At 55.5% G+C, this 24231-nt stretch carries 24 protein-coding genes, 1 tRNA gene and 1 riboswitch; of the genes, 9 read left to right on the top strand and 16 right to left on the bottom strand.

Going from position 1 to position 24231, the window contains the following annotated elements; translation table 11 throughout:
- Window positions 1-55: 55 nt before the first annotated feature.
- Both AAFO92_RS17320 and AAFO92_RS17315 read right to left on the bottom strand, forming a co-directional pair.
- Entirely contained in the window at window positions 56-859 is an 804-nt protein-coding gene (locus AAFO92_RS17320) for a VCBS repeat-containing protein (protein WP_347537228.1), read from the bottom strand.
- A gap of 2 nt (window positions 860-861) precedes the next feature.
- On the bottom strand, window positions 862-1185 hold the full coding sequence (locus tag AAFO92_RS17315; RefSeq protein ID WP_347537226.1) for a 2Fe-2S iron-sulfur cluster-binding protein: 324 nt from the start codon (window positions 1183-1185) through the stop codon (window positions 862-864).
- 378 nt (window positions 1186-1563) lie between these two features.
- Between AAFO92_RS17315 and AAFO92_RS17310 the strand changes: the two genes are divergently transcribed.
- Window positions 1564-2079 carry a peptidoglycan-binding domain-containing protein gene (locus AAFO92_RS17310; RefSeq protein WP_347537225.1) on the top strand — a complete coding sequence of 172 codons (516 nt, stop codon included), beginning with the start codon at window positions 1564-1566 and terminating at the stop codon, window positions 2077-2079.
- Between the two features lie 86 nt (window positions 2080-2165).
- Here AAFO92_RS17310 and AAFO92_RS17305 read toward each other — a convergent pair whose 3' ends face one another.
- The gene (locus tag AAFO92_RS17305; protein WP_347537223.1) at window positions 2166-2564 is read right to left on the bottom strand and encodes a cupin domain-containing protein; all 399 of its coding nucleotides are present in this window, start codon (window positions 2562-2564) and stop codon (window positions 2166-2168) included.
- Between the two features lie 377 nt (window positions 2565-2941).
- Between AAFO92_RS17305 and AAFO92_RS17300 the strand changes: the two genes are divergently transcribed.
- Window positions 2942-3163, top strand: coding sequence for a DUF1127 domain-containing protein (locus tag AAFO92_RS17300; RefSeq protein ID WP_347537221.1), 222 nt, complete (start codon window positions 2942-2944; stop codon window positions 3161-3163).
- A 225-nt stretch (window positions 3164-3388) separates the two neighbouring features.
- Here the strand turns inward: AAFO92_RS17300 and AAFO92_RS17295 are convergent, their stop codons facing one another.
- A complete protein-coding gene (locus AAFO92_RS17295; protein WP_347537219.1) occupies window positions 3389-3652 on the bottom strand; it encodes a hypothetical protein in 264 nt (87 codons plus the stop codon).
- A 105-nt stretch (window positions 3653-3757) separates the two neighbouring features.
- A riboswitch (cobalamin riboswitch) is annotated at window positions 3758-3946 on the bottom strand.
- A 489-nt stretch (window positions 3947-4435) separates the two neighbouring features.
- Window positions 4436-6943: an FAD-dependent oxidoreductase gene (locus tag AAFO92_RS17290; RefSeq protein ID WP_347537217.1), complete on the bottom strand. Its 2508-nt coding sequence runs from the start codon at window positions 6941-6943 to the stop codon at window positions 4436-4438.
- Window positions 6944-7392: 449 nt separating this feature from the next.
- Here AAFO92_RS17290 and AAFO92_RS17285 point away from each other — a divergent pair, with 449 nt between their 5' ends.
- Window positions 7393-8127 (top strand): CatB-related O-acetyltransferase, encoded by a 735-nt coding sequence (locus AAFO92_RS17285; protein ID WP_347537215.1) that lies wholly within the window; start codon window positions 7393-7395, stop codon window positions 8125-8127.
- 84 nt (window positions 8128-8211) lie between these two features.
- On the opposite strand, the gene AAFO92_RS17280 is transcribed toward AAFO92_RS17285, so the two are convergent.
- The 4 genes from AAFO92_RS17280 to AAFO92_RS17265 form a co-directional block, all read right to left on the bottom strand.
- Entirely contained in the window at window positions 8212-8544 is a 333-nt protein-coding gene (locus AAFO92_RS17280; RefSeq protein WP_347537213.1) for a DUF1491 family protein, read from the bottom strand.
- Between the two features lie 81 nt (window positions 8545-8625).
- Complete coding sequence (gene era, locus AAFO92_RS17275; RefSeq protein ID WP_347537211.1) at window positions 8626-9531, bottom strand: GTPase Era; 906 nt, start codon at window positions 9529-9531, stop codon at window positions 8626-8628.
- A gap of 224 nt (window positions 9532-9755) precedes the next feature.
- Entirely contained in the window at window positions 9756-10748 is a 993-nt protein-coding gene (locus AAFO92_RS17270) for a TIGR01620 family protein (protein ID WP_347537209.1), read from the bottom strand.
- Window positions 10745-12160: a YcjX family protein gene (locus AAFO92_RS17265; RefSeq protein ID WP_347537207.1), complete on the bottom strand. Its 1416-nt coding sequence runs from the start codon at window positions 12158-12160 to the stop codon at window positions 10745-10747. Before AAFO92_RS17265 ends, AAFO92_RS17270 begins: the two co-directional genes overlap by 4 nt.
- A 112-nt stretch (window positions 12161-12272) precedes the next feature.
- Here AAFO92_RS17265 and truA point away from each other — a divergent pair, with 112 nt between their 5' ends.
- The 5 genes from truA to AAFO92_RS17240 all read left to right on the top strand — a co-directional run bounded on the left by truA (window position 12273) and on the right by AAFO92_RS17240 (window position 15687).
- Complete coding sequence (truA, locus tag AAFO92_RS17260; protein WP_347537205.1) at window positions 12273-13040, top strand: tRNA pseudouridine(38-40) synthase TruA; 768 nt, start codon at window positions 12273-12275, stop codon at window positions 13038-13040.
- A 48-nt stretch (window positions 13041-13088) separates the two neighbouring features.
- A tRNA-Arg gene (locus tag AAFO92_RS17255) sits at window positions 13089-13165 on the top strand.
- Window positions 13166-13278: 113 nt separating this feature from the next.
- The gene (locus tag AAFO92_RS17250) at window positions 13279-14214 is read left to right on the top strand and encodes a DUF6538 domain-containing protein (protein ID WP_347537203.1); all 936 of its coding nucleotides are present in this window, start codon (window positions 13279-13281) and stop codon (window positions 14212-14214) included.
- A gap of 96 nt (window positions 14215-14310) precedes the next feature.
- Complete coding sequence (locus AAFO92_RS17245; protein WP_347537202.1) at window positions 14311-14784, top strand: hypothetical protein; 474 nt, start codon at window positions 14311-14313, stop codon at window positions 14782-14784.
- 510 nt (window positions 14785-15294) lie between these two features.
- Window positions 15295-15687: a hypothetical protein gene (locus tag AAFO92_RS17240; RefSeq protein WP_347537200.1), complete on the top strand. Its 393-nt coding sequence runs from the start codon at window positions 15295-15297 to the stop codon at window positions 15685-15687.
- Between the two features lie 405 nt (window positions 15688-16092).
- On the opposite strand, the gene AAFO92_RS17235 is transcribed toward AAFO92_RS17240, so the two are convergent.
- Genes AAFO92_RS17235 through AAFO92_RS17225 form a run of 3 tightly spaced genes read right to left on the bottom strand, consistent with a single transcriptional unit; the run spans window position 16093 to window position 18362 of the window.
- Complete coding sequence (locus AAFO92_RS17235; protein ID WP_347537199.1) at window positions 16093-16635, bottom strand: hypothetical protein; 543 nt, start codon at window positions 16633-16635, stop codon at window positions 16093-16095.
- Window positions 16623-17183, bottom strand: coding sequence for a hypothetical protein (locus AAFO92_RS17230; RefSeq protein WP_347537197.1), 561 nt, complete (start codon window positions 17181-17183; stop codon window positions 16623-16625). Before AAFO92_RS17230 ends, AAFO92_RS17235 begins: the two co-directional genes overlap by 13 nt.
- Window positions 17184-18362, bottom strand: coding sequence for a serine protease (locus AAFO92_RS17225; RefSeq protein ID WP_347537195.1), 1179 nt, complete (start codon window positions 18360-18362; stop codon window positions 17184-17186).
- A 584-nt stretch (window positions 18363-18946) separates the two neighbouring features.
- On the opposite strand from AAFO92_RS17225, the gene AAFO92_RS17220 reads away from it, so the two are divergent.
- Window positions 18947-19507: a recombinase family protein gene (locus tag AAFO92_RS17220; protein WP_347537193.1), complete on the top strand. Its 561-nt coding sequence runs from the start codon at window positions 18947-18949 to the stop codon at window positions 19505-19507.
- 82 nt (window positions 19508-19589) lie between these two features.
- Here AAFO92_RS17220 and AAFO92_RS17215 read toward each other — a convergent pair whose 3' ends face one another.
- From AAFO92_RS17215 to AAFO92_RS17200, 4 genes are all read right to left on the bottom strand, one after another.
- Window positions 19590-20237, bottom strand: coding sequence for a retron system putative HNH endonuclease (locus tag AAFO92_RS17215; RefSeq protein WP_347537191.1), 648 nt, complete (start codon window positions 20235-20237; stop codon window positions 19590-19592).
- Window positions 20234-21460: an AAA family ATPase gene (locus AAFO92_RS17210; protein WP_347537189.1), complete on the bottom strand. Its 1227-nt coding sequence runs from the start codon at window positions 21458-21460 to the stop codon at window positions 20234-20236. Before AAFO92_RS17210 ends, AAFO92_RS17215 begins: the two co-directional genes overlap by 4 nt.
- Window positions 21461-21730: 270 nt before the next feature.
- Entirely contained in the window at window positions 21731-22333 is a 603-nt protein-coding gene (locus AAFO92_RS17205) for an HNH endonuclease signature motif containing protein (RefSeq protein ID WP_347537188.1), read from the bottom strand.
- Between the two features lie 232 nt (window positions 22334-22565).
- On the bottom strand, window positions 22566-24095 hold the full coding sequence (locus AAFO92_RS17200) for a hypothetical protein (RefSeq protein WP_347537186.1): 1530 nt from the start codon (window positions 24093-24095) through the stop codon (window positions 22566-22568).
- Window positions 24096-24231: the final 136 nt, after the last annotated feature.

Below are 24231 nucleotides of genomic sequence, written 5' to 3'. Positions count from 1 at the left end.
GTGGCGAGGGGCGCTGCCCCTCGCGCTCCCCGGAGTATTTCAGGAACGATGAAGCTCAACGGCAATTCAGCGCAGCGTTCAGGCTGTCTGGCCCGGAATAGGCGGCAATGTCACGGGTGCGGATCATCCCGTCCGACAAGGTTGATGCCACGATCCGCGACCAGTCGGCAGTGGCCGTCACGATTTCGGCAACATCGCCGCAGTCACGGATACCGCCCGGGATATGATCCCAGCCGATCTTGTGATTGGTCAGGCCAGGCTGCTGCGCAACCAGGTTGAACTCACCATCGCGGTAGCGCCAGACATGCAGCGTCTTTGACAGGTGGGGCGTCAGCACGTAGGCCAGTTCGATATGCCCATCGCCGTCCAAATCTGCCGCCCCGACCGGCGCCAGCCAGCGAAACCGCGTGCCGATCACGGGTGTCGCCGCGATGTAGCTGAAGCTGCCGTCACGAAAGCCGATCACGGCGAGCTGCGCCCCGAAATCCCGGTGACTGAGCACCGTGACCACCTCGGGAAGCTCATCGCCATCGACATCCCAGAGCCGCGGGCTGGTATCCTCGAACACCATATTGGCGGGTGCCTTGATCTCGTAGGTCAGGTCGGCTCTGCCGTGGAACAGGCCGCCCTCACTTCCCGCTTCTCGCGAGATCGTGATCTGAACCGCGCCCCATTCCAGATCATCGCCCAGGGCGCCATGCGGGTATTCATCCGTCGGGCTGACATACCGCGCGGCGGTAATCTCTTGCGCAGCCGCTGGGTTTGCTCCTGGCAACATCAGCCAAAAGCACGACAGCAGCACGGCGCGGCGGGCGGAGCGGCGCCAGGGGCGCAACCGGTAACGCCGCGCCCCGCTCAAATTCAGATCTGCTTTTCGGGCATCTGCACCACCAGCCCGTCAAGCGCGTCGGTCACCTTGATCTGGCAGGTCAGGCGAGAGCGGTTGGCGTCGGGTTCATAGGCGAAATCCAACATGTCTTCTTCCATGTCGTCCTTGGGTGGCAGCTTCTCGACCCAGTCTTCGACCACATAGACATGGCACGTAGAACAGGCACAGGCGCCGCCGCAATCTGCCTCGATGCCGGGAATGTTGTTATCGCGCGCGCCTTCCATGACGGTCAGACCGTTGGCGACGTCAACGACATGCTCGGTGCCGTTATGCTCGATATATGTGATTTTCGCCATGCGAACGCACTCCCTTCACAAATTCTGCTCAGCGGTTCCTAGCCAAGCCAAATAGCTTCCGCCAGCCCCATTTGCGACCTTCGTAGAAAAGAGTTGCGACAAAATCCAGCCATTCTGCCTTTGTTCTCACCATCTCTGCGCAGCATCGCTGCCAGATGCACCACATGCGCGCTGCCTACCGGGCCGAAAAAGGCAAGGATCGTGCAGCGCGGCGTGCAAGGGTCTCAGGGGCATATTGCTACAGCCGTTCACGAAACGGCGACAACCGGGATCCCTGTCAATCGCGCTGGCCCCGCATGCCCGGGACCGAGACTGCGCTTTCCCCCGTCGGCACAAACCGGTAGACTGTTGGAAAACAAGGCTCAGAGGCCCGAGCACATGATCCGACCCCTGCCCTGCCTGCTGCTGGTGGTCTGCGTTGTCGCGGGCTGCGATGCCGGCCCGACCGGCCCCGAACCTGAATTGCAGGAGACCACGGCAACCGCGCCGCCCGGCGCGGCACCCGGCACCTGCTGGGGCAAGGACGTATCGCCTGCGGTCGTGGAGACGGTCACCGAACAGGTTCTCGTCCAACCAGCCGAGCGGCGCAGCGACGGCAGCATCGCCCAACCGGCCGTCTACAGAACCGAATCCCGACAGGCGATCGTTCGTGAACGCCGGGAAACCTGGTTCGAGACCCCCTGCGCCGATCAGCTGACCCCGGAATTCATCGCCACGTTGCAGCGGGCGCTCGGAGCGCGCGACCTGTATCGCGGCGCAATCACCGGCCAGATGGACGCCCGAACCCGGGCCGCCATCCGCGCCTATCAGGCGCGTCAGGGGCTGGATAGCGCGGTGTTGTCGATAACCGCCGCCCGTACACTGGGTCTGATCGCGATCGAAAGGCCCAGATAGCCGGCACCCACCCGCAATCCGCCAAACCAGCCACAGAGCGCATGGCGTCGCTACGCGACCACCGATCGCAGGCTTAGCGCCTCGCGCTATCTTGCCAGGTATTGCGTGTCGCTGACCTTTTCCAGCCACGTAACCACAGAGCCATCCTGCGCCTCCTGCATCGCCAGATGGGTCATCGGCTGATCGGCCGCGGCGCCGTGCCAGTGTTTCTCACCCGGCGCGAACCAGACGGTGTCGCCAGGGCGGATCTCGCGAATCGGGCCGCCCCAGCTCTGCGCCCATCCGAGCCCCGACAGAACATGCAAAGTCTGCCCCAGGGGATGGGTGTGCCAGGCGGTGCGCGCAGCGGGCTGGAATGTGACGATCACTGCGCGCAACCGGGCGGGCTCTGGTGCGGAATGCACCGGTTCAATCCGTACCTGACCGGTGAAATAATCGTGCCCCCCGTCTGAAGGTGCGCGTGTTCCGGCTTCGAAAATATCCATGGCAGAACTTTCTGGTCAACGTGTTCTGCGCCCCAGCTTATTCGACGGGCCGAACGCGGGCAATCACCGGGCGAGGAGTTGCTGCGAAGTGCTGCGCGACGTGTTTCGTCGGTCATGTCGCGACGCGGGCGATATTTTCTGACGTAACGTCCGTTTCCATGGATAGCCATTTTTCACAACCAACGCTGAAGCACCTGTTAACCATAAATCTTCATTATTTCATTAGGTTAACGATATTTCTGCCATGCACATGCTGCATAGCAGCATTGCTGCGCCAGGGGTTGTGCATCCGCAGCATCGGCGTATCTAGGCCTCAACGAAACGGCGCTCGTAATTGACCAGCGCAGAATGATGATGATGACGCAAGGAGCCTGACAATGGCATTTGCAACTGAAAAACACGGCGCCACGAGCGCACTGCAGATCGAGATCAGCGCTGCTGTTTACGCGTTGATGACCCGTATCGCGGATTACCGTGCCTATCGGCGCACTGTCGCCGAACTGTCCAAGCTGGGCAACAATGAACTGGCCGATCTGGGCCTGTCCCGCTCGGGCATTATCGCCGCGGCCAGCGAAGCGGTCTACGGCACACGCGCCTGAGCGCAAAGAGATCGGATGCCCCTCTCCTCCCCCTTATCGGGCATCTGACCAGCGGCAGCGGCACCACCTCCCCTCGAGGTGCCGCTGCCGACAAAAATCCGGGCCACTGGCCCAAACGGAATTGCGGATGGTCCTTTTCTCCTCCTCCCTGGGGCCATACGCAGATCGAAACGGCGGTGCCTTCTCCTCCCTGGGCGCCGCCGTTTTAATTTTTCCGATGCAATGTCAGTGCAACAGGCGTGTGCGCCGCCGGGGGCGTGGCGTCAGGGGTTGCGTCGCCTCTTGGAGAAAGCTCACGAAGGCGCGCGCGGCGTCACTGCTGGCGTTCTGCACGGCACGGCTGCCCAACGCGGCGCGTGCCGCCTGCGGAGTCCCGCCGTCACGGGCACAAAATGCCCATTCCAAGAACCCCAGACGCGCGGCCTGAAGCGCGTCCGCGCCGGTTGCGTCGATGACTTCGAGCCCATCGAGGATACGGGAAATGCTCATCTTTATCTTCTCCCCGGCCGCACCCCGGGCCGGATGGGGCAGAGAGAGACCGGGATGATTGCAGGCACGCCAGGCGCCGCGGCAACCGTCCCCACCGCCCCCCGCGGTTTGACGTTTGTCCAAGGCTGGTTTCCGGGCTTGGCGGGGTTGCGGATGCGGCACCTTCCCAGACCTTCAAGGCCCAGTGGCTGTTGCAGCATCCCCCATCCTTACCGTTGCGGGGGCAGCGCCGGAATCACACCGGCTTCCCAATTCTCCGCCCTGACCGACGGCACCTTGGACCCTGATTGTGGCCGGGAACATGCAACGAGACAAGAGGTTTTTGGCCACGGCAAAATTTTCTGCCTAAAGAAGTATCAGCCGTCTCAAATTCCATGCATTCCAGCCGCCGCACGCCGTTTGTTTTGCAGTTGCAGCAAGTTTGCCTTGCGGTCACGCTGCATTGCGGCATTCTGGGGTCACCAAAGGTCAAAAGCGATACCTCCTCCCATCGTGATCGGCCCGAGGTTTCGGCGGTTCGCGACATCTCCTCCCGTTGCGCATCGCCCAATATGAAAAGTCCAACAGGTCGTGGCCGGGTCGTGTCTTGCCCGGCCACATCTGTTTATTCCCAACACGTTACGCCAGGTAATTGACCCGTCATTGATTCGCAGAGCGTGGATGACCCTCACGGCGGCCACGCCGTCTTGCGGGCGCCTCCCGATCAGCCGATGCCGGCGTCAGCGGCGGGCGGGCGAGCTCAGACGGCCCCGCCCCGATCTTGATCGCGGATATCCGAAAATCCTAGCCGTCGATGCGGATGACTTCGTTCTTCGGATCGTAGGGGCTGTCACAGGTGACAACCGCATCCCACAGCCTGTCCTGCATCTTGACCTGCAGCTTGGTGCCCTCGACCGCCAGATCGGGGGTGACATAGCCCATGCCGATGGATTTGCCGAAATGCACCGAGTAGCCGCCCGAGGTCAGGCGCCCCACGCGGGTGCCTTCGGGGGTATACAGCGCCTCACGGCCCCACGGGTCGGCATCGTCCGGCCCGTCGATCAGCAGCGTGCAGCATTTCGCGCGCACGCCTGTTTCGACCAGCTTGTCCTTGCCGTGGAAATCCTTGTCGAGATCGACGAAACGCGGCAGGTCAGCCTCGAGCGGGGTCGCGTCACGGCCCAGCTCGGTGCCAAAGGCGCGATAGGATTTCTCCTGACGCAGCCAGTTCTGGGCGCGGGCACCGACCAGCTTCATGCCGTGCTTCTCACCGGCTTTTTCCAGCAGGTCGAACAGGTAATTCTGCATTTCGATGGGGTGGTGCAATTCCCAGCCCAGCTCACCGGTATAGGCCACACGGATTGCGTTGACCGGGCACATGCCCAGTTCGATCTGACGCGCCGACAGCCACGGGAAACGCTTGTTGGACAGCGCTGTCGCGGGATCGGCGTCCTTGATGACCTCTTTCAGAACGTCACGCGACTTGGGTCCGGCGATGGCGAAGACGCCCCATTGCGTGGTCACGTCCTGGATCTCGATATACCCGAACTCTTCCATCTTGTCCTCGGCCGCCTTGCGCAGGTAGTCGGCGTCATACTCGGTCCAGGCACCGGCAGAGACGACGTAGTAGTTGTTCTCGCCATTGCGGACGATGGTGTATTCGGTGCGGGTGGTCCCGTGCGAGGTCAGCGCGTAGGTCAGGTTGATGCGACCGACCTTGGGCAACTTGTTGCAGGTGAACCAATCCAGGAACTGGGTCGCACCCGGGCCTTTGACGACATGCTTGGTGAAGGCCGACGCGTCGATCAGGCCAACGCCTTCGCGGATCGCTTTGGCTTCTTCGACGGCATATTGCCACCACCCGCCACGGCGGAAGCTGCGGCTTTCCTTGTCGAAATTGTCCGGCGCGTCCAGCGGGCCGAAATAGTTCGGGCGTTCCCAGCCGTTGACCCAGCCGAATTGCGCACCGCGGGCCTTCTGGCGGTCATAGGCGGGAACGGTCCGCAGCGGCCGGCAGGCTTCGCGCTCTTCGTCGGGGTGGTGCAGGATGTAGACGTGCTCGTAGCACTCTTCGTTCTTGCGCGCGGCAAACTCGGTGGTCATCCAGTTGCTGCTGTAGCGTTTGGGATCCAGCGAGGCCATGTCGATCTCGGCTTCGCCCTCGACCATCATCTGCGCTAGGTAATAGCCGGTGCCGCCCGCAGCGGTGATACCAAAGCTGAAGCCCTCGGCCAGCCACATGTTGCGCAGGCCCGGCGCCGGACCAACCAGCGGGTTGCCATCTGGGGTATAGCAGATCGGGCCGTTGAAATCGTCCTTCAGGCCCGAGTCGGCGCAGGACGGCACGCGTTCGGCCATCGCCATGTATTGCTCGGCGATCCGGTCCAGATCGAGCGGGAACAGGTCGGCGCGGAAACTGTCCGGCACGCCGTATTCAAAACGCGCAGGCGCGCCGTGCTCGTAGATGCCCAGAATCCAGCCGCCGCGCTCCTCGCGCGCATAGGATTCGTTATCGGCGTCGCGCACAACGGGGTGTTCGGGATTGCCCGCCTCGCGCCATTTGACCAGTTCGGGATCCTTGTCCATGACGATGAACGTGTGCTCGACCGGGATCGCGGGCATCTTGATGCCCAGCATCTTGGCAGTGCGCTGCGCGTGGTTGCCCGATGCAGTCACGACATGTTCGGCGGTGATCACCACCTGCTCGTCCGAGGGCACGAGGTTGCCGCCCTTTTCGACCATTTTCGAACAGGTGACTTCCCAATGGGTGCCGTTCCAGTGGAACGCATCTGCCTGCCATTTGCGTTCGATCATCACGCCGCGCTGACGCGCGCCCTTGGCCATCGCCTGGGTCACGTCGGCGGGGTTAATATAGCCGTCCTCGGTATGGTAGATCGCGCCCTTCAGGTCCGAGGTCTCGATCAGCGGCCAGCGCTCCTTGATCTGGTCGGGGGTCAGCCATTCGTATTTCACGTCGCAGGTCTCGGCGGTCGACGCATAGAGCATGTATTCATCCATGCGCGCCTGCGTCTGCGCCATGCGCAGGTTGCCGACCACGGCGAAGCCCGCGTTAAGGCCGGTTTCCTCCTCAAGCGTCTTGTAGAAATCGACCGAGTATTTGTGGATATGCGTTGTCGCGTAGGACATGTTGAAGAGCGGCAGCAAGCCCGCCGCGTGCCAGGTCGAGCCGGAGGTCAGCTCGTCGCGTTCCAGCAGCATCACATCGTCCCAGCCCGCCTTGGCCAGGTGATAGGCGATCGAGGTCCCGACGGCACCACCGCCGACAACAAGGGCTTTGACATTGGTCTTCATGTGACTGCGACTCCGTTGCATGATTGCAGGGAGTTTTAACAATCCTGCAGCCGCGCGCACAGCCCAGCCGACGCTAGATCGTGCAAAACCGACTTCGGAGGGCATATGCGACGGCCAGCGGTTGGGCATGACGGCCCTTGCACTCAGCCTGCCGCTACCGGGAAACAACCGGCCCACCGCCCGGCCCGCTGCGCGGGACGGTCACGGACGATCCGAAACCTTCAGCCGGCACCGGCCAAGCCTTCGGCGGCAGACAACCTATTTCCGGGCCGCCGCGTATCTGCCGCGTATCAATGGTGTTCATCGTATGTGTGTCCCATCCGCCGGGATGTTCAGATGGCAGCGAAGCGGACTAAGCGGCCATCCCAGCCCGAGTTACGATGCGATAATCAACGAACTTAATAGTTGCAGTTTTGGTTTTCCAAGGAAGGCGCTAGGAATGGTTGGGAGTGAAGAAGATTCGAAGAAACATGCCACCCACTTGGATCACCCTAGATGCCAAAACACTGAAAGCGGCTGAACGCAGGCGTATTTCGTTTCGTCCAAGAGTTAAACCGGGTCACCGCATTCTTGATGCAGGTGCTAGATTTGAAGCTGGATGCCAGCATCCCAGTACTCACTTAATGCCACTCGGAAGTTACAGTTACAGCCTGAGCGGCTTCTTACCATGTGCCTCTATTGGTCGCTATTGTTCGATTGGCCGCTCGGTTGGTGTATTTGGAGACCATCATCCTCTGGATCGTGTGTCGACTAGCCCAATGTTTTTTAAGAAACGCAAATTTCTCAAGAAAACTGGTGTGGAACCGAACCGGGAAATGGTTGGATATGCAACGGCACCAAGGCCCGTTACGATTGGGAATGATGTTTGGATTGGAGACGACGTCACACTGAAAGACGGAATCCATGTGGGCGATGGCGCGGTCGTTGCTGCATGCAGTATTGTTACCAAGGATGTGCCTCCATACACAATTGTCGGTGGGAACCCCGCAAAAGAAATCCGGCTTAGGTTTCACAAGGACATTGTTGATAATCTAATGGATCTAAAATGGTGGCAGTACACGGTTCATGCGGTGCAGGAATTGCAAACCGAAAACGTCAAGGAATTCCTCCGCGAAGCACAGACACTCGGCGATGCTGAACGCAATCCAGAGGCACGAATTGGCCTAAGCGACTTAATGGATTGACCCAAAGATTAGTCACGTCCAGATGACCGGATTGGGCTCAGAACCGCAGTTTGTTATGCCTTGAAGCAGCCCGTCCAAGCGAGATCATTCCGACAGCCCCGGTTCGTCCAGCAAGTGGCGGCCTTGGCGGTCCTCGGCCTCAATCACCCACAGGTCGGGATCGGACCTGCGCTGCCGCTCGATCGCCGCGTCGACCTCGGCCTCGGCGCCGCGCGACAGTTCGATCCATAGGCGCGCGCCCGTCATCAGATCAAAACTGCGCTGGTAGACGCTGGCATTGCCATCGAGCGTGTTCAGCTTGACCAGTACCGCACCGGCGGTGTCGTCGCCGTGGGCCACGACAAACCCCTGAATGTCATTGAGACGCAGACGGGTCAGGTAGGCCTGCACCCAGAATTGGGCGGTCAGGCGCGTCATTGTCGACCCTTGCAGCATCTGGCGCAGGCGGGGGCCTCCGGCGGGAGTATTTGGGGCAAGTTGAAAACCGCGCGCATCGGGTCAATTGCCATCCTTGAAATCAAGGCCCATTTCCGAATATCGCTCGGCCTCTTCCAGCCAGTTCGGGCGGACCTTGACCTGCAGGAACAGATGCACGCGGCGGCCCAGGAAATCTTCCAGCTCTTCGCGGGCGGCCTTCGAGACAGCTTTGACGGTTTCGCCCTTCCTGCCCAGCACGATGCCCTTGTGACCGTCACGCATGACATAGATCACCTGGTCGATCCGGGCAGAGCCGTCTGCGCGTTCCTCCCAGTTTTCGGTTTCGACGGTCAGTTGGTAAGGCAGTTCCTGATGCAGGCGCAGGGTCAGCTTCTCGCGGGTCATTTCGGCCGCGATCATGCGCATCGGCAGATCGGCGATCTGATCCTCGGGATAGAGCCAGGGGCCCTCGGGCAGCTCGCTGGCCAGCCAGCGGCGCAGCGCGTCGACCCCGTGGCCCTTTTCGGCGGAGATCATGAAGGTCTCGGTGAAGTCGAAACGATCGTTCAGATCCTGGGTCAGGCTCAGCAGCGCCTCGGATTTCACCCGGTCGATCTTGTTGATGGCCAGCGCCACCTTGCGGCCCTTCGTAACCTCGGGCAGGCTTTCGAGAATGCGATCGACGCCTTCGGTCACACCGCGATGCGCCTCGACCAGCAGAACCACCAGATCGGCATCGGCGGCACCGCCCCAGGCGGCGGCGACCATGGCGCGATCGAGCCGGCGGCGCGGTTTGAACAGGCCCGGCGTGTCGACGAAAACCAACTGGCTGTCACCTTCGATTGCCACGCCCCGGATGCGCGCGCGGGTGGTCTGGACCTTGTGGGTGACGATCGAGACCTTGGCGCCGACCATGCGGTTGAGCAGCGTGGATTTGCCCGCATTGGGCTCTCCGATCAGGGCGATGAAACCGGCGCGGGTGGTCATATGTGGGGCCTCTTTATGCAACGGCGCGGGTGTAGCCGAAATCAGGGCACGCTGCCAGAAGTATTCGAAACACGGCACGGCCGGACGCCTCAGACGTTTGATTGGCACAAAGAGGCCAGGCATCGACGATGCCGGGCGGCGCAATGTCCTGGTCCCGCCTGCGGTTTGCGGTCGCACAGCCAATGCCGGCGTAAGGCGGCGGTGCTTCTGACAGGTCCGCGCCTTCACCCTTGCCCGAACAGCCCGGTCAGCGCGCGTTTGACGAGGCCGGTAACCGAGGGGCGGCGGACGCTGTTGAAAGGCAGCGGGCGGCAGACCTCGATCGCGGCCACCCCCACCCGTGCGGTCAGCGCCCCGTTGACGATCCCTTCGCCGAACCGCCGCGACAGCTTCGACAAGACGCTGCCGCCCGCCACCGATCCGATCAGATCGTCGCCGATCGCCACCGCGCCCGTTGCCACAAGATGGGTCATCACCGCGCGGGTCAGCCGCCAGCTGCCCAGCGTGCCGGACCGCCCGCCATAAATCTCGGCAACGCGGCGGATCATGCGGATATTCGCGGTCAGCGCCGCCACCACGTCGGCCAGGGCCAGGGGCACGATGGCCGTCACCGTCGCCACCTGCCGCGCGGCGGCTTCGACCTCGCGCAGGGCGGCCTGATCGAGCGGCGCCAGCAATTCGCTTTCGGCCAGCCCCAGCAGACCAGTGGCATCGAACTGATCGGCGCTGTATTCGGCCAGGCGATCGCGCCCCCAGCGGGTATCCTCGCGCCCGGCATAAAATGCCACAAGACGCGCCACCAGCTGCCGCGCCTTGCCCAGATCCTGCTCGGACAGGGCGGTTTCCGCCTCGGCCTGGATCCTGTCGATCCGTTTCAGCCGTGAAAACGCCGCCAGCTCGCGCAGGGCAATGGCCAGCATCAACACGCCCAGCACCACCAGCAGCCCGGTCACGGCCCATCCCAGAACAGGCGCGCGCGCCAGCAGGCCCATGACGAAATCCCAGGCGGCAACCGACAGCGCAACGCCCAGAAGCATCAGCAGGATCGACCAGAACCACCGCGCAAGGCGTGACGGGCGCCGCGCCGCCAGCACGGCCACCGCCTGCATCGCCCGCCCTTCAGGCGCGGGGGTGGCCTCGGGCACCGGAGGGGCGGTATCGGGCCCCGGGGGCGGGGCGTCGCCCTCCAGATCGATCAGAACCGGCCCACGGGTCATATCCTGTCCCCCAATAAGAACTGCGCGGCGCGATCAAGCCGTATATGCGGCGGTCCCTCACCGGGTCTGAGCGAGAGCCGCGCCGGTGCGAACTGCATCACCTGATAATCGGCATCCAGCCATTTTTCCGCGCCGTCGCGCGCCGGTGCAAGCAACCGCTGCGGATCTTCGGGCAGATTGCCGGGATAAAGCGCCGCCTGCTTGCCGGTCTCCAGCAGCTTGCCGCGCACACAGGCCAGATCGGCGCCCTTGTGGCGGATGGTTTCCTCGACCGTGGCGCGCAGGGCGGCGAGGGCCATCGCCTGTGTTTCGGCACCCGCGAAATCGGCACGGTCGCGCGCCTCGCGCGTCAGCGCCTGCATGATGGCGGCCAGCCGGTCATGCTGGGTATGGTGCAGGTGATCGGCCTTGGTGGCGGCAAACAGGATCTTTTCGACCCGCCGCCCCATCAACAGCCGGGTCAGGAAATCATTCCGGCCGGGGCGGAAGGCGCCCAGGATATCGGCCATCGCATGGCGCATGTCCTCCACCGCCTTCGGCCCCCGGTTGATCGCCCCCAGCGCATCGACGAGCACGACCTGCCGGTCGATCCGGGCAAAGTGATCGCGAAAGAACGGTTTCACGATCTGCGACTTGTAGGCCTCGTAGCGCCGCTCCATCTCGCGCCAGAGGGCGCGACGCGGCGGCCGGTCGGGCTGCGGCAGGGGTGCGAAGGTGATCGCCGGCGATCCGGCCAGATCGCCGGGCAGCAGGAACCGGCCCGGCGTGCAATCGTAGAACCCGGCCTGTCGCGCCGTGCGCAGATAGGCGGTGAACCCTTCGGCCAGGGCTTTTGCGACGGGTTCATCCAGTTTCGCAGCGGCATCGCTGGCTTGTGCCTGTGCCAGGAAATCCTGCGCCTCGGGGCGCTCCGCCACGCGGCTCAGCACCTCGGCGCTCCATTGCGAATAACTCTTTTCCAGAAGCGCCAGATCCAACAGCCATTCGCCCGGGTAATCGACGATATCCAGATGCACCGTCTGCGGTCCGCGAAGCCCACCCAACAGGCCGCCGGGGCGGACCCGCAGACTTAGGCGCAGCTCGGACACGGCGCGGGTGCTGTCGGGCCAATGGGGCGTCTCGGCGGTCAGCGCGCCCAGATGCGTCTCGTAGTCGAACCGCGGCACGGTATCGTCGGGCTGGGGCTGCAGGAACGCCGCCTGTATGCGCCCGTCAGCAGCGGCCAGCAGCCCGGGCATCCGTGCGCGATCCATCAGGTTGGCGACCAGCGAGGTGATGAACACGGTCTTGCCCGACCGCGCCAGCCCGGTCACCCCCAGCCGGATCACCGGCTCGAACAATGCCCCGGAGACCGTGTCACCGACGCGCTCAATCCCGCGCGTCAGCCCGTCTGCGATGGTCGTAAGCACCAAAGACCCGCCCTTTCCCGCCTGTCCGCCCCCTAGATAGCCATGCCACAGCCCCGTTGCCAGAGGGGAGGTTTGGGGGATTGTTCCCCTGCCCGCCCCGGTTTATGTGGCATCCATGCCCAGATATGCCCTGAAAGTCGAATATCACGGCGGCCCCTTTGCCGGCTGGCAGCGTCAGGCCGATCAACCCTCGGTCCAGGGGAAGATCGAGGCGGCGCTGGCCCGGCTGGAGCCCCGCGCCCACACGATTGCCGCGGCAGGGCGCACCGATGCCGGGGTCCATGCACTGGCCCAGGTGGCCCATTGCGACATGGAAAAGGCGTGGGATCCGTTTCGCCTGTCGGAGGCGCTGAATTATCACCTCAAGCCCGATCCGGTGGCGATTGTGGCCTGCGCGGCGGTCGATGGCGACTGGCACGCCCGGTTTTCGGCCCTAGAGCGCCGCTATGTCTTTCGCCTGCTCATGCGGCGCGCCCCGGCAACCCATGCGGCGGGGCTGGTCTGGCAGGTCTCGCACGGGCTGGATGTGGCGGCGATGCGCGCGGGGGCCGCACATTTGCTGGGCAGGCATGATTTCACCACGTTCCGGTCCTCGATCTGTCAGGCGGCCAGCCCGGTCAAGACGCTGGACACGCTGGAGATTGAGGCCGTCGAGTCACCCGGCGGACCCGAAATTCACTTCGACATCCGCGCCCGGTCGTTCCTGCACAACCAGGTGCGCAGTTTCGTGGGTACGCTGGAACGCGTGGGCAGCGGCGCCTGGGCGCCGGAAGACGTGAAAGCTGCGCTGCAGGCCCGCAACCGCGCCGCCTGCGGCCCGGTCTGCCCGCCCCAGGGGCTCTACCTGGCCGGCGTTACCTACCCGGATGACCCTTTTGCCTGATTTGCCTTTGATCTTGGCCCGAAGCCGCGCTAAAGCTGCGCCCGGAGCGGTCCCGTAGCTCAACTGGATAGAGCAGCTGACTTCTAATCAGCAGGCTGAGGGTTCGAGTCCTTCCGGGATCGCCAAACATTCTAACATTAATACAATATATCAATATGTTAGATGGGTATTGCCCTCCAGGACGTGACACAATAGGTGACACATGGGGAAGAATTGGTTCCAAGTTGGAATGGTAAAGATGACGATTCAGTACGTTCAGTGGCGCAAGGGCCTCGCCTACTACAGACGCAGGGTGCCAGATGATCTAAGCAAACACTATGGGAAGAAGACCCACCTATTCTTCTCTTTGAAGACGAGAGACATCAGAGAGGCCGCTAGGAAGGCTGCTGAGGCCACAAAGGACCTAGATCGTGAGTGGATGCTACTTCGGTCATCTGACGAAACGGACATTGAAACTCGCACCAAGGCAATGGCCATTCTAAGGAACCACGGCTTGGAACCCGGGCAGGCATCTGAATACGAGAAGTATGACCTGGAGCCTGATGCCTTCATCAGCGAGCTTCTGGTTCATTCTCAGGATGAACGTGGGGTCGATAAGGGCTTCAAAAGGGAACGGCTGCCTGATGATTACAAGCTGGCTGCAGACCTATTCTTTGCCACACCTGAGGAAGTACAGAAACTGGTTGTTCCCAGCTTCAGTGAGGTGAAAGAAAAGCATCTCTACTTCAGCCCCAAGCGAGCAAATGACCCACAGTTCGATCGCTCTGTTGACCGCTTCGTTCGCATCAATGGCGACCTTCCCATCGACAAGTATCGCCGGGAACATGGCAATGCTTTCGTGAAGGACCTTCTGGACAGCGGTCTGAAGAAGGCTTCCATCAAACGCTATGTCAATCAGGTCAGGCCAATCTTCAACACAGCGATCACTGAACTTGAGATCGAAATGGCCAACCCACTTTCAAACGTCAAGATTCCGGACAGCGGACGGCACAAGGAAGATTTTCGCAGGCCCTTCACGCTGCCACAAATACGGGTAATTCAGCAGGTCTGCAGAGATAAGGACGATCAGCGTCGTTGGATCATTTCGATGCTTAGTGACACAGGCGCTCGCTTATCAGAGGTGGCAGGGCTACTCACTGAAGACGTGTACGTTGAGACTTCTGTCCCCTATTGAGAAAGCAAACCTGCAACGCAACGTACGGTGGTGTGAAGATAGATTAACGGATAAAATATAGGAGTAGTTCGAGGGATGCTGAAGGAGCCATTCACCATGTTCGCACAAAACTACTACGATACAATCCTAGAACCGATTTTGATGAAGTATCGGTCAACTCCTAACGATGATGATCTAGCCTATGCGCTGGCTGTACTCATCGAACAAGCAGCGGATCACATTAAAATCGATACCGGGCGATCTCTGGCCGACATTCGGGCTTCCATACAAAGCAGATATCCAGATTTTATCTACCTTCGAACTGTGGCCATAAGTACGAAACACGTAACCGCCGACAGCATTCCTGGACTGAAGGGTCAGACCAGAGACTTGGTCGAATTGGAAGTTGGACCAAGAATTGCCGTTACATCGGATGGCAAGGTGCTTCGAAGCGCAACTGGTTCGACTTTGGTAGCGACCGGCCGCATCAGAAACTTCAAATTCAAAGATGGTAAGGAGATATCCGTAGCAGTTTTACTCGAGGAGGCCTTTAGGGCAGTAAAAGATGAGATTACGTCCATTGAGCAATGATGCTCTCACTTAGATCAATAGAATTGCGATGCCATTTAGCAGTATCCCAGAGCCTGAACTTCGCAACCATTGCCGGAGAGTAATAGAAAATCTCGAAATGTGGCTGCGTCGATTGGTAGATGAGAAATTTTCGAAATCGTATGGCGAAGACTATTTTCATGCAGAAACCAAAAATGGGGGGAACCTGCTGGCCCGTTCTCGTGTCGTAGAAATTGAAAAACGCCGATCAGAGGATTTACTTCGCTATTCGAGGTTGATTGATGCAGCATTTTTCGATGATCTCGTATATTGCGTTTGCCGAGAAGACCTATACGCAAAGCACTTTCGTGTGGCGCTAGATACAGCTTTTCCCGGAGGTGCAAACTTCGCCCGCGGGCTCTTGAAAAAAGTACAAAGAGCTCGCAACCAATTGTGTCATTCGAACCCTGTATCTATACGAAGTGTCGAACAAGTCATCTGCTATTAAACGACATTATTGAAAGTCTCAAATTATACTACAAAGACCTAGGCATGACTGAAGAATACAATGTACCTTCTGTGATTGGATTAAGAGATAGTTTCGGCTCCCTCACTCTAGAGAAATCCCGCCCTCCACACACGAGAACTACCAAAGAACGCCGTCACAAGGACCAAAGTTCTTACCTCCGTCCTGGTGAGGTTTTGACAATTGAGGTTGAAGTTGACCCATCATTTCCACAAGATTCTTACGAAATCAACTGGTCCGTGCATGGGACACAAGTCTCCGGGCCCAAAATTGTAATTGAGCTAGATAATACACACGTATCAGAACGGCTTAGGTTCTTTTGTCGCGTTGTTAGCAACGAAGAATGGCACCGTTTCGGAAATTACGACGACGCCTTGTTTATTGATTACAAGGTTTTGCCACCACCCAAAAGTGCCTAGTACTTCCTAGCCGCCATGCGGCGACTCGCCAGGCGTTTTGATGTCCCATCTTTGCCTGTCCATGACAGTCTTATTGTTCGCCGTCAGGACAAAGAGACTGCCTCAAACACTCTTCGAAATGCTTATGAAATACGATTGGGGTTCAGGCCTGAGATCAAGGAGAAGTCATCCAGCAGCGATGATCTGGAGAACGACCACGAGCCTGCAAGCTTGAGGCTAGCCTAAGGGGTCTTGGTCTCAATAGATATCAACATCAATAAGGCACCCCTTAGGGCCATGGGATACACCTTTGACTTCTTTTGCATTACCATGAAGCGTAAGGCGTCGTCATCATCGTAGTGAAGGCCAAGGAACCCGAGCAACAAACGTAGGAAATGCGCTTTGCCAAAGAACCCGTTAGAATGATTAGCTCTCTCTTTCAATTTCGATCACTAGTTCGCTTCGCCCGCGATCGCGAAGTCGCAGGGAAACGTCTCCGTCGAATTGATAATCATACCAAACCACCAATCTTTCAATTGTTATTCCTTTCTCAAACCTTTGTCTCTTTTTGCCAAAATCCTCATATGTAAACCTACCTTCTGGCAGCAAACATTGGTCTATATCGTACTCAATGTCTGTGAATCTTTGTCGTACATAGCTTATGCGCTCTTCGGCTTCATATTCCAGAGTGCAACTGAGCTTCCAATCGGAACGGCTGTCTTCTTCGATCCAACACTTTTCAGCGTCGGAGAAGGCTAAAGCAGAATCGTATTCATCGTCATCAATTCTCTTTCCACGAAAGCCAAAAAAGCCGTTCCCACCAGCATTAATAACTTGTTCTAATTCTTGGCAAAACGTGCTTTCGGATTCCCGAAAACCCTGGGACGAATCTGTAGTTTCTTCTCCACAGCCGAAGGACAGGAGAGGGGCAATCAAAAAGAGTTTTCGGCCCAATCCTAATTTGTGCATTTAAAGCTAACTCCTACAACTATGTCATCGTTCAGGGATGAACCGCCTCCGGAAACTAGCTTTATCTGAGCATCGTATCCCCGAAAGCTCTCTATGAGAACGCTCTCTAATGACTCATCCAAAGTAGAGAACACTATGTCTTTGACGTCGGCTAGCACCTCACCAACAACTTCCTGCAACCCGGAGCCGCTTGACTGCAATTGATCCTCTGAAACAATTTCAACGGTCCCGCCGGCCCGCTGCAATACAGCCAGCCACGCTTTAATGTCGTCATCCATAGAGTTTAAAGTCTCCGAACTTGGAAATCCGACAACCTCAATGGGTTCGCGCCCTGATCGAACATCCTTAAGTATTTCTCGGGCGACATCTTGCCCAACTATGTGAAGACTTGAGCCCTCAGACCCACATGCCATACCATCAGGATTTCCCTGAAGTACGTCGATCAAAATTATGGGAACAGTGGTAACAATATCTGCCTGGCTCGGTTTAGAGAGCGCGAAACAAGCTATTACACTAAGACAGGTCGAAATACGTGAAACGAGATTCATCTAACACTCCTTCGAAAACCCATACTTCGATAGAAATTCTCTAACTTGTGGGGGGGTACGTCGGTCGCAGGATGGCAATATACCCCGACTGTTTGGCAAAAGAGGAAAACCGGCTTCTAGCAACATACCCAATAACTTGAATCTTTGCTTGTTTCCCACATCACTTCTAATAGCCCTGACCGCCCTCCACACCAGCCTTGATGCATCGACGTCAGCCAACTTATTTCTTGCGAGAAAAGCTAGAGGTAGAGCTTCAGAGTTTCCCCGCTCTATGGCCGTCCAAACAACGGCTTTGAAATAATCCTTGTCAGTGGATACGTTCTCGGACTCACTCTCCAGGAAACCCTTGATAAAATCTCCGTTTGCGTTCGAGCGCAACGAATAGAGTAAGTTTGATCTAATCTCACCATCAGGAATAAGAAACTTATTCCTATAAACTTCATTGGGTAAGGAACTCTCCTGCAGCCCTATTGTCTCGAATATTTTCCCATATGCCGCAGATGAATAAGCAATTGATCTACCGTCGGCGCCTTTTCGGCTGTGAAATCCCAACAAGGTATGATCCGTTGCTGAAAACAAAGCGCCTCCTGAACTACCCGAAAAAGTCGTACAAAAATGATAGAAAACTGGTGAACCTTCCTGATAGTCTGGATCAACAACACAGTTGTAATTGCTAACGGCCTTAGCTTGTCCCAACGGGTGCGTAACCAACACAACAGACTCTCCAGAAACTGGAAAGCGTACGCTAGGAGAAATCGAGGTGAGGCTTGAGCTCGAAGTGCCTAAATCGATAATGGCGATATCTGAACCGTCTTCTATAAAAATTTCAAAGTTCGTAGGCTCAAAAACCAGCGGACGAGCACCCCTATAGTGATAGTTCGGTACAACTCTTATTCGGTCAGCATAGGTCTCCTTAATTTTCACGCAATGACCGGCGGTCACAAGCCAACGATCATTCATCATGGTAGCAGTGCAGAAGTCTGAAATTCCCTTGTTCGAAAAATACACATCGATTCTGGATACAGCTGGCAATACCCATTGAACTGTTCTGTATGCGAAGGATTGGTTGTTTACTTCGTGCGGATAGATCATGGCTCTAGGAAAAATTGACACTCCTCTTTTGAACTCTTGATACTCCGCCAGTCTAGCTCCTCCAGCTTGCTCTACAAATTTGTCCACTGACTCGAAGTATCGAAAAGCATCTGAGCAAAATGCCGATGTCCCCCAAAAGCTCACTCCGAATACCAAAAGAGATGCTCGCGCAGCCCTGGTCAAAAACAAAATGAACCAAAAAGAAGCCATAAGAACCGAATGTGCTGCTTAAAGTTGTCCTTGACACAACCATAAACAAAAAACACGGCAATTGTCTCCTATTTACGATTCAGTTGAAAAACCATCGGCCTATTTAATTTGCGAGCAAAAACTCTTTTAGCTCCTCGCCATGTCTCAAGCCAAAAGAGAACCAGCTAAAGGACCTCCTTTTCGGGCGTCAGTATCGTAAGGAACGACGTTTTGGGATCAAAAAAAACAACAACAATAACCCCCGTTTTTTGAAGTCGGTTTCGCAGACCCACCACCCCCCTACATCGTTCAAGAAAGATTGCGCCAAACCCCAGCGCGCTTAGGCTGCGCCAATAGCCCTTGCCCGTGTGGCAGTCCGACGCTGTGGGGGAACTGTCTGTATATGAAGTGGTCTTTCGGCTTTTGGCAGACCTTTGCCACCACTTCTTAAACCCTAACGACAGACAAAGGAGGGCATTCATATGCTTATCGGATACGCACGCACATCAACCCTGGAGCAGAAAGCATCCCTAGAGACTCAGAGAGAGTCACTGAACGCCGTTGGGTGCGAAAAGGTATGGGAGGAGCAGACGAGCTCAGTGGCCTTCAGAGAGTCTCTCAGGGCCGCTATGGACTATGCTCGTGAGGGAGACACTCTGGTGGTCGCCAAGCTAGATCGCCTGGCTCGATCTGTAAGGCACCTTGGCGAGATCGTTGAGGAGCTTGAAGGTAAGTCCGTTGGGCTTCGTATCCTAGACCTTGGGCTGGACACATCAAACGCCACTGGAAAGCTCATGCTGAACGTCTTGGGTGCTGTGGCTCAATTCGAGAGAGAGTTGATGTTGGAGAGACAGCGGGAAGGAATTGCGAAGGCCAAGGCGCTGGGCAAGTACAAGGGGAGACGACCTACAGCTCGTGAGAAGGCCAATGACATACTTGCACTGTTAGCCAAAGGCATTGGCAAGAGAGAGATTGCCAAGAGGCTCTGTATCTCTGAAAGGTCAGTGTACCGGGTTCTAAACGCAAAACCCGAAGTTAATTGAACGTTGGAATGGCCGTCTTTGTTACCAGACGGTCATTCAAAAGCTCACCATTGAAAAATGGGGCTTGGGGAACCGTAACAAATCAATTCGTCTGTGGCTGGCTTTCCAGATAACCGATAGCAACGTTGGAAAAACTCTTTCGCGACGAAGTTTGGTCGGTTCTTTTCCAGTTATCAAGCAATATGTCTACTGGTACTAAGGCCAGTTCTTCGTCCAGACCACGTATCAAGTCTTTACGTTCGCGAACCAATTCAGAATCATTGAGGTTCAAAACTTCAATCATCTTTTTGGCATTTTCTGCCTCTGCAGTTACTTCTCCAGTCGATGGGTAAAAAAATAGAGACACACAGCTAGCTTCGGGAAATGGAGATACGTGGCAACGTTCGTCAAACCAATTACCCTTCTTGTTGCCGCACACCTCCAAGGTGTTGCCCTCGTCATCCCTAGGGCCGCAACTCATGAACAAATTTGAGTATTCGAGGCTCAGTATTGGGTAGGTACTCTGCGGTCGAAAATGTTCTATGTGTGCTTTTAGAGGATCACTCAGATTCAATTTTCTGCCGCAGTAAAGGCACTGCCCGGTTTGTTCCCGTAAGAGGCTCGATCTCAAATCTTGTTTTTCGCTACCGCTAAGCGCAGGGTAAGTTGGCGTCCAATCTTCGTTGTCTTGACCCAGAGCCAACCATTCAACAAACGTATCTGGTGGGGCTCCCTTCGAAGAACCTCTCATTGGGTTCCAAACTTTCTTTCAAACTTACTTCGCAACGTAGAAACCAAAGAAGATTCACCTTCGACTTCGGCCTCGATTTGCTCTAACGCTGATTTTGCACCATCCAAATCACCTTTGTCATAAGCTCGATCAAAGTTTTCAAATAGCTTGTCGACGTCAAACTCTCTCTCTGGAGAATCCAGCAATGCCTCTAAAATAAAGTTTGTGTCACGTCCTTTGGACGCACTTGGGATTTTTACCGTAACCTCACCGTTACTATCAGCGCTCAATAGTCGAATATTTCTAGCGTTGACCCCGCCCATCACCTGGGGCGAATGTGTCGTGACAATAAATTGGCAAGCTGGAAACGACTTTAGCAACTCAGCAAGTATTTTTCTTTGCCACGAGGGATGTAAGTGAAGCTCAACTTCATCAATCAAAACTAAACCTGGACGTTCATGCATGGGCAGATTTGGATATTCCAGAGACAGCCTTCTCGCCAAGTCAGCAGCAAGAAGGAAATAAACTTTTTCGCCACTAGAAAGCTCTTCGAAAAGGACCTCGAGACCATTCTTGGTAAAGAGAAGTTTTCGCGCAGATTGAGCTTCATCGTAACTCGAAGTGATTGTTTCAAAGTTCTCCATCTGCTCAAGAACCGACCTAATCGCATCCAACTCTGGAAAGCTAAAACCAAAGTCCTTTCGCTTCTTTATCTCTCGAGCTTCGTCGCTTTCTCTCTCGAAGAACCAATCCTTAAATTCGCCAACAGAGCTAACGGATGTCGTTAGTGAACTTTCTCGGTTTGCAATCGATCTTGATTGCTTTCGATCTGCAATGCGCTCTTGCGCATAGTAGACGATAAGGCTTGTTTCCATGTTTTCTTGGCGCTTGACGTATTCAACCATTTCCCTGAGGTGCCGTGTGCCAACGATTTTGTCCAAGCAAAGCTCAAAGTATTCTGTTTCTGTTTCTGAAGCAGCTCGAAAATGAGCTTCAATTTTTCCGTTGGTGGTTGCGTGCCGTCGTGCATTCAGGTCCAGGTTATGAATGGGATACCCAGAGCCGCGTTCAGTACTTACCCAAACTTGTGTGGCGGTAGCCAATACGGCTTTCAAAATTGAAGTTTTCCCAACGCCGTTAGAACCTGCAATTACAGTGAGCTTGGGATCAAAGTTTAGTTCAAGAGAGGCTATCCCTTTGAAATTCGATATTTTCAATGATGAAACAAAGAGTCGATTTCTCAAAGGACTTCCTCTTGCTTGTTTTCTTAAAAACTACTCGTGACGCTGTGCGATGTGAACAACATAAGCATTTCAGTGGCATATTTGGGCACAATGTTGAAATAGAGATTTGTGTAGATGTCGGCACGTCAAGACGAGCTTTTAAATCCGGTAACTTTGTTAAAGGTGACACACGGAGTTACACAATAGAAGAATGCCATTGCCAACGCGTTGAAAAGAAATAAAAATCAAAAACTGAGATGATGAGAATTGCCCTGCCGGGATCAACAGTCGTCAGTCTCGACGGAGATGCCAAGACTCTAGATTGGTTTTATGCCAAGTTAAACCATCGCCTGCGGGCTTAGTCTCTCCAGTGAACTTGATCTGAGGAATAGGACCACGATCATAAGTAAGGTCAGGAGATGTGGTAACGCTAATCTCTACCTGCTCTACCTTGGGTTCAGGGATCGTTGAAGGTTCAAAATTTTTGAGTTCTAAAGAAACTGTCTCTAGGTTTGCCAGTTCTGAAAGCAAAGCTTTTCGCCGGTTTCCCATATTGTCCCGCTGTGTCACAATCCGAAGATTGGCGGGTCTATTATCCGAGGGGTTGTGGTTAACGTGGTCTACGTCAAAGTCTCTAGGAACCCATTTGCCTAAAGTTATTGCTGCGATGAAGCGGTGGGAAAGTATCGATTTTTCACCGTGTTTAAACCAAAGGTAGTCGTAGCCTTCGCGGCTTTTTCTGCCGTTTGGCAACTCTCCGTCCACGGTTCCAGCCAAATAATCAATCGAAGCCTCTCTTATGACTTCCGTCAGGCTTGGGTAGGGCTTCTCGTGAGAGTGCTCCGTCTCGTATTCCGTAGACAAAACAGCTTTAACATATTCCGCATCTTTCATTTCAACTCTACTCCCGGAGTTCACAATCATAAATGGTAAGAGCAACTGGGCATTTAAAGCGCAAAGCAAAGAACGTTTCCAGCGCCTTGAACTCGATACATCGAGCCATGCGGGTAGCCGATACAGAGTTTGCTTTTCGAAAGATTTAGATGGCGACTACCGAACCGGCGAAGCCTGGAAAAAAACTTATTGAAGAACTTAGTGTGAAGAGATGAAACACAGCCTAGGCTTGCTAAACAAACTCCGATTTCATTTTTATTCTGTGTTTAACTAACAAGATGAGTTCGACCCAGGCAATTGAGTATTCGACTTTTTCTTCGATCTCGCTGAGCGCAATGCTGTTCCCACATTTTTTCTGGAAATATTCTCGCAAGAAACTTCGCACCATGCCGCTTTGCGTCTTTTTTCTTGGCCAAAGTATGTTTGAAAGGCGAAACTCCTTTCTACGAGGTTCCTCTGTTCCGAACCGAGCGATAGAATAACGAGACAGGGCTTCCTTAATGACTGGCACCTTTTCAACACGATCGATAAGCTTCTCCGCGCCTGTAGAACGAGAAAGCGCGATCACGACTCTAGTAAATTCATTACGATAGGGGATATCCAAAAAGTCTAATTCACGACCGATAACCGAACTATCAACTAAATTGGAAACTGCAGGAGTAAGTGGGAAGTTCGAAGTGGGCAACCCTAGATAACGAAATAAGCTGATTGGATGGCAGCAAGGAAATTCATAAATTTTCACTTTATTGACTAGGTATTTTGTGGGATCGGCAGCGATTTCTCGCATCTCCTCCTCGCTTGCGTTCAAAAACCTAGAAATGAGTGCAGGATTCAGTGGAATCTTCAGTCTCTGCTGGGTCGCTGGAATGTTGTATGAGAGTTCTCTTTCGGGCTCGACAACGAAAGCGTCAGCCGCAAGAGTCGCATAGTCCCTATCCTGAGAATCTTGCAAACCTAAAAATACAAGTTTTCGCAAAAGCAGCTCGAAGAAAATCCGTCTCTGATTTGCTTCGCTACTGGTAGATTCAAATAAACCTTTGATATCAGGGCCAACTTTCCCTCCTGCGTAGGAAACTTTTACATCTGCAACAGAAATCCAAGTCTCCTGAACACGTAGCTTCGCTACTGCACCAGATTTTGCTACGTTTTCTTTGGGAACAACTTTCCATCCCCTGTATCCAGCCACCGCAACGCCGTCCAAAGGAAATTCACTGTCTTGAGCGCCAATCAAAACTCTATCTACTGTTGGAACAATAAACTTTCCCCTGTTTCGCACTGATCTACTAGTCTGAAATGAGATGCGATCCTTCTCAAAATTTTTCGAAAGCAAGACGTCGCCTGACGCCTTACTGGCTGAGTTCTCGACTCCAAAAGAAGCTTTTAAGTCGGCGCCCAAATTTCCCGAAGATTTTTCTTTGCGCTCGGTCGTTTTTTCTACGTGGACGCTTTTTTCATCTAGTCGATGATAGTCATGGTAGTGAGGGCCATGGGTCGGGTAAGAATTTGCAAAAGATAGCAGCACTTCAGCTTGGTTAATCCCGAAGTATGCTTCTATCTCGACCCCGTCATCACCTTGTAGCCTGATGTAATCTTGACCAAACGTCGCAGACAAATCCAGTTCATAGCCTTCGTCAAAATAGTTGTTTAGGCTACTGATCGAAACTGAAGCGATCTGAACTGCGAACGGGCTAGGTACTTCTACGTCTTGGTTAACAACTAAGTTAGCTTCATTGGACAATGTGCCGCTATTTTCTTCGCTCACTAAAAGTACCCTCAGATTGCTGCCATTTGTCTCATTGGATATCAGACGTTTCCAGTACAACGTTCACAACTTCCAACATCGGGCAGGCACAATCAAGAGTGGAGGATGGCTGAGCTACGGCCAGTTCTCGAAGGCC

This window comes from Roseovarius sp. CAU 1744, from assembly GCF_039839345.1.
In the GTDB taxonomy this organism is placed as follows: domain Bacteria; phylum Pseudomonadota; class Alphaproteobacteria; order Rhodobacterales; family Rhodobacteraceae; genus Roseovarius.
This window is presented reverse-complemented; position numbering and strand designations above follow the sequence as displayed.

Excerpts from the sequence above, each read along its gene's own strand:
- AAFO92_RS17280 (WP_347537213.1), bottom strand. The coding sequence starts at position 8,544 with ATGACGCGCCTGACCGCCCAATTCTGGGTGCAGGCCTACCTGACCCGT.
- AAFO92_RS17310 (WP_347537225.1), top strand. The coding sequence starts at position 1,564 with ATGATCCGACCCCTGCCCTGCCTGCTGCTGGTGGTCTGCGTTGTCGCG.
- AAFO92_RS17300 (WP_347537221.1), top strand. The coding sequence starts at position 2,942 with ATGGCATTTGCAACTGAAAAACACGGCGCCACGAGCGCACTGCAGATC.
- AAFO92_RS17295 (WP_347537219.1), bottom strand. The coding sequence starts at position 3,652 with ATGAGCATTTCCCGTATCCTCGATGGGCTCGAAGTCATCGACGCAACC.
- AAFO92_RS17315 (WP_347537226.1), bottom strand. The coding sequence starts at position 1,185 with ATGGCGAAAATCACATATATCGAGCATAACGGCACCGAGCATGTCGTT.
- truA (WP_347537205.1), top strand. The coding sequence starts at position 12,273 with ATGCCCAGATATGCCCTGAAAGTCGAATATCACGGCGGCCCCTTTGCC.
- AAFO92_RS17230 (WP_347537197.1), bottom strand. The coding sequence starts at position 17,183 with ATGAATCTCGTTTCACGTATTTCGACCTGTCTTAGTGTAATAGCTTGT.
- AAFO92_RS17290 (WP_347537217.1), bottom strand. The coding sequence starts at position 6,943 with ATGAAGACCAATGTCAAAGCCCTTGTTGTCGGCGGTGGTGCCGTCGGG.
- AAFO92_RS17305 (WP_347537223.1), bottom strand. The coding sequence starts at position 2,564 with ATGGATATTTTCGAAGCCGGAACACGCGCACCTTCAGACGGGGGGCAC.
- era (WP_347537211.1), bottom strand. The coding sequence starts at position 9,531 with ATGACCACCCGCGCCGGTTTCATCGCCCTGATCGGAGAGCCCAATGCG.
- AAFO92_RS17220 (WP_347537193.1), top strand. The coding sequence starts at position 18,947 with ATGCTTATCGGATACGCACGCACATCAACCCTGGAGCAGAAAGCATCC.
- AAFO92_RS17240 (WP_347537200.1), top strand. The coding sequence starts at position 15,295 with ATGACTGAAGAATACAATGTACCTTCTGTGATTGGATTAAGAGATAGT.
- AAFO92_RS17250 (WP_347537203.1), top strand. The coding sequence starts at position 13,279 with ATGACGATTCAGTACGTTCAGTGGCGCAAGGGCCTCGCCTACTACAGA.
- AAFO92_RS17235 (WP_347537199.1), bottom strand. The coding sequence starts at position 16,635 with ATGCACAAATTAGGATTGGGCCGAAAACTCTTTTTGATTGCCCCTCTC.
- AAFO92_RS17270 (WP_347537209.1), bottom strand. The coding sequence starts at position 10,748 with ATGACCCGTGGGCCGGTTCTGATCGATCTGGAGGGCGACGCCCCGCCC.
- AAFO92_RS17245 (WP_347537202.1), top strand. The coding sequence starts at position 14,311 with ATGTTCGCACAAAACTACTACGATACAATCCTAGAACCGATTTTGATG.
- AAFO92_RS17215 (WP_347537191.1), bottom strand. The coding sequence starts at position 20,237 with ATGAGAGGTTCTTCGAAGGGAGCCCCACCAGATACGTTTGTTGAATGG.
- AAFO92_RS17205 (WP_347537188.1), bottom strand. The coding sequence starts at position 22,333 with ATGAAAGATGCGGAATATGTTAAAGCTGTTTTGTCTACGGAATACGAG.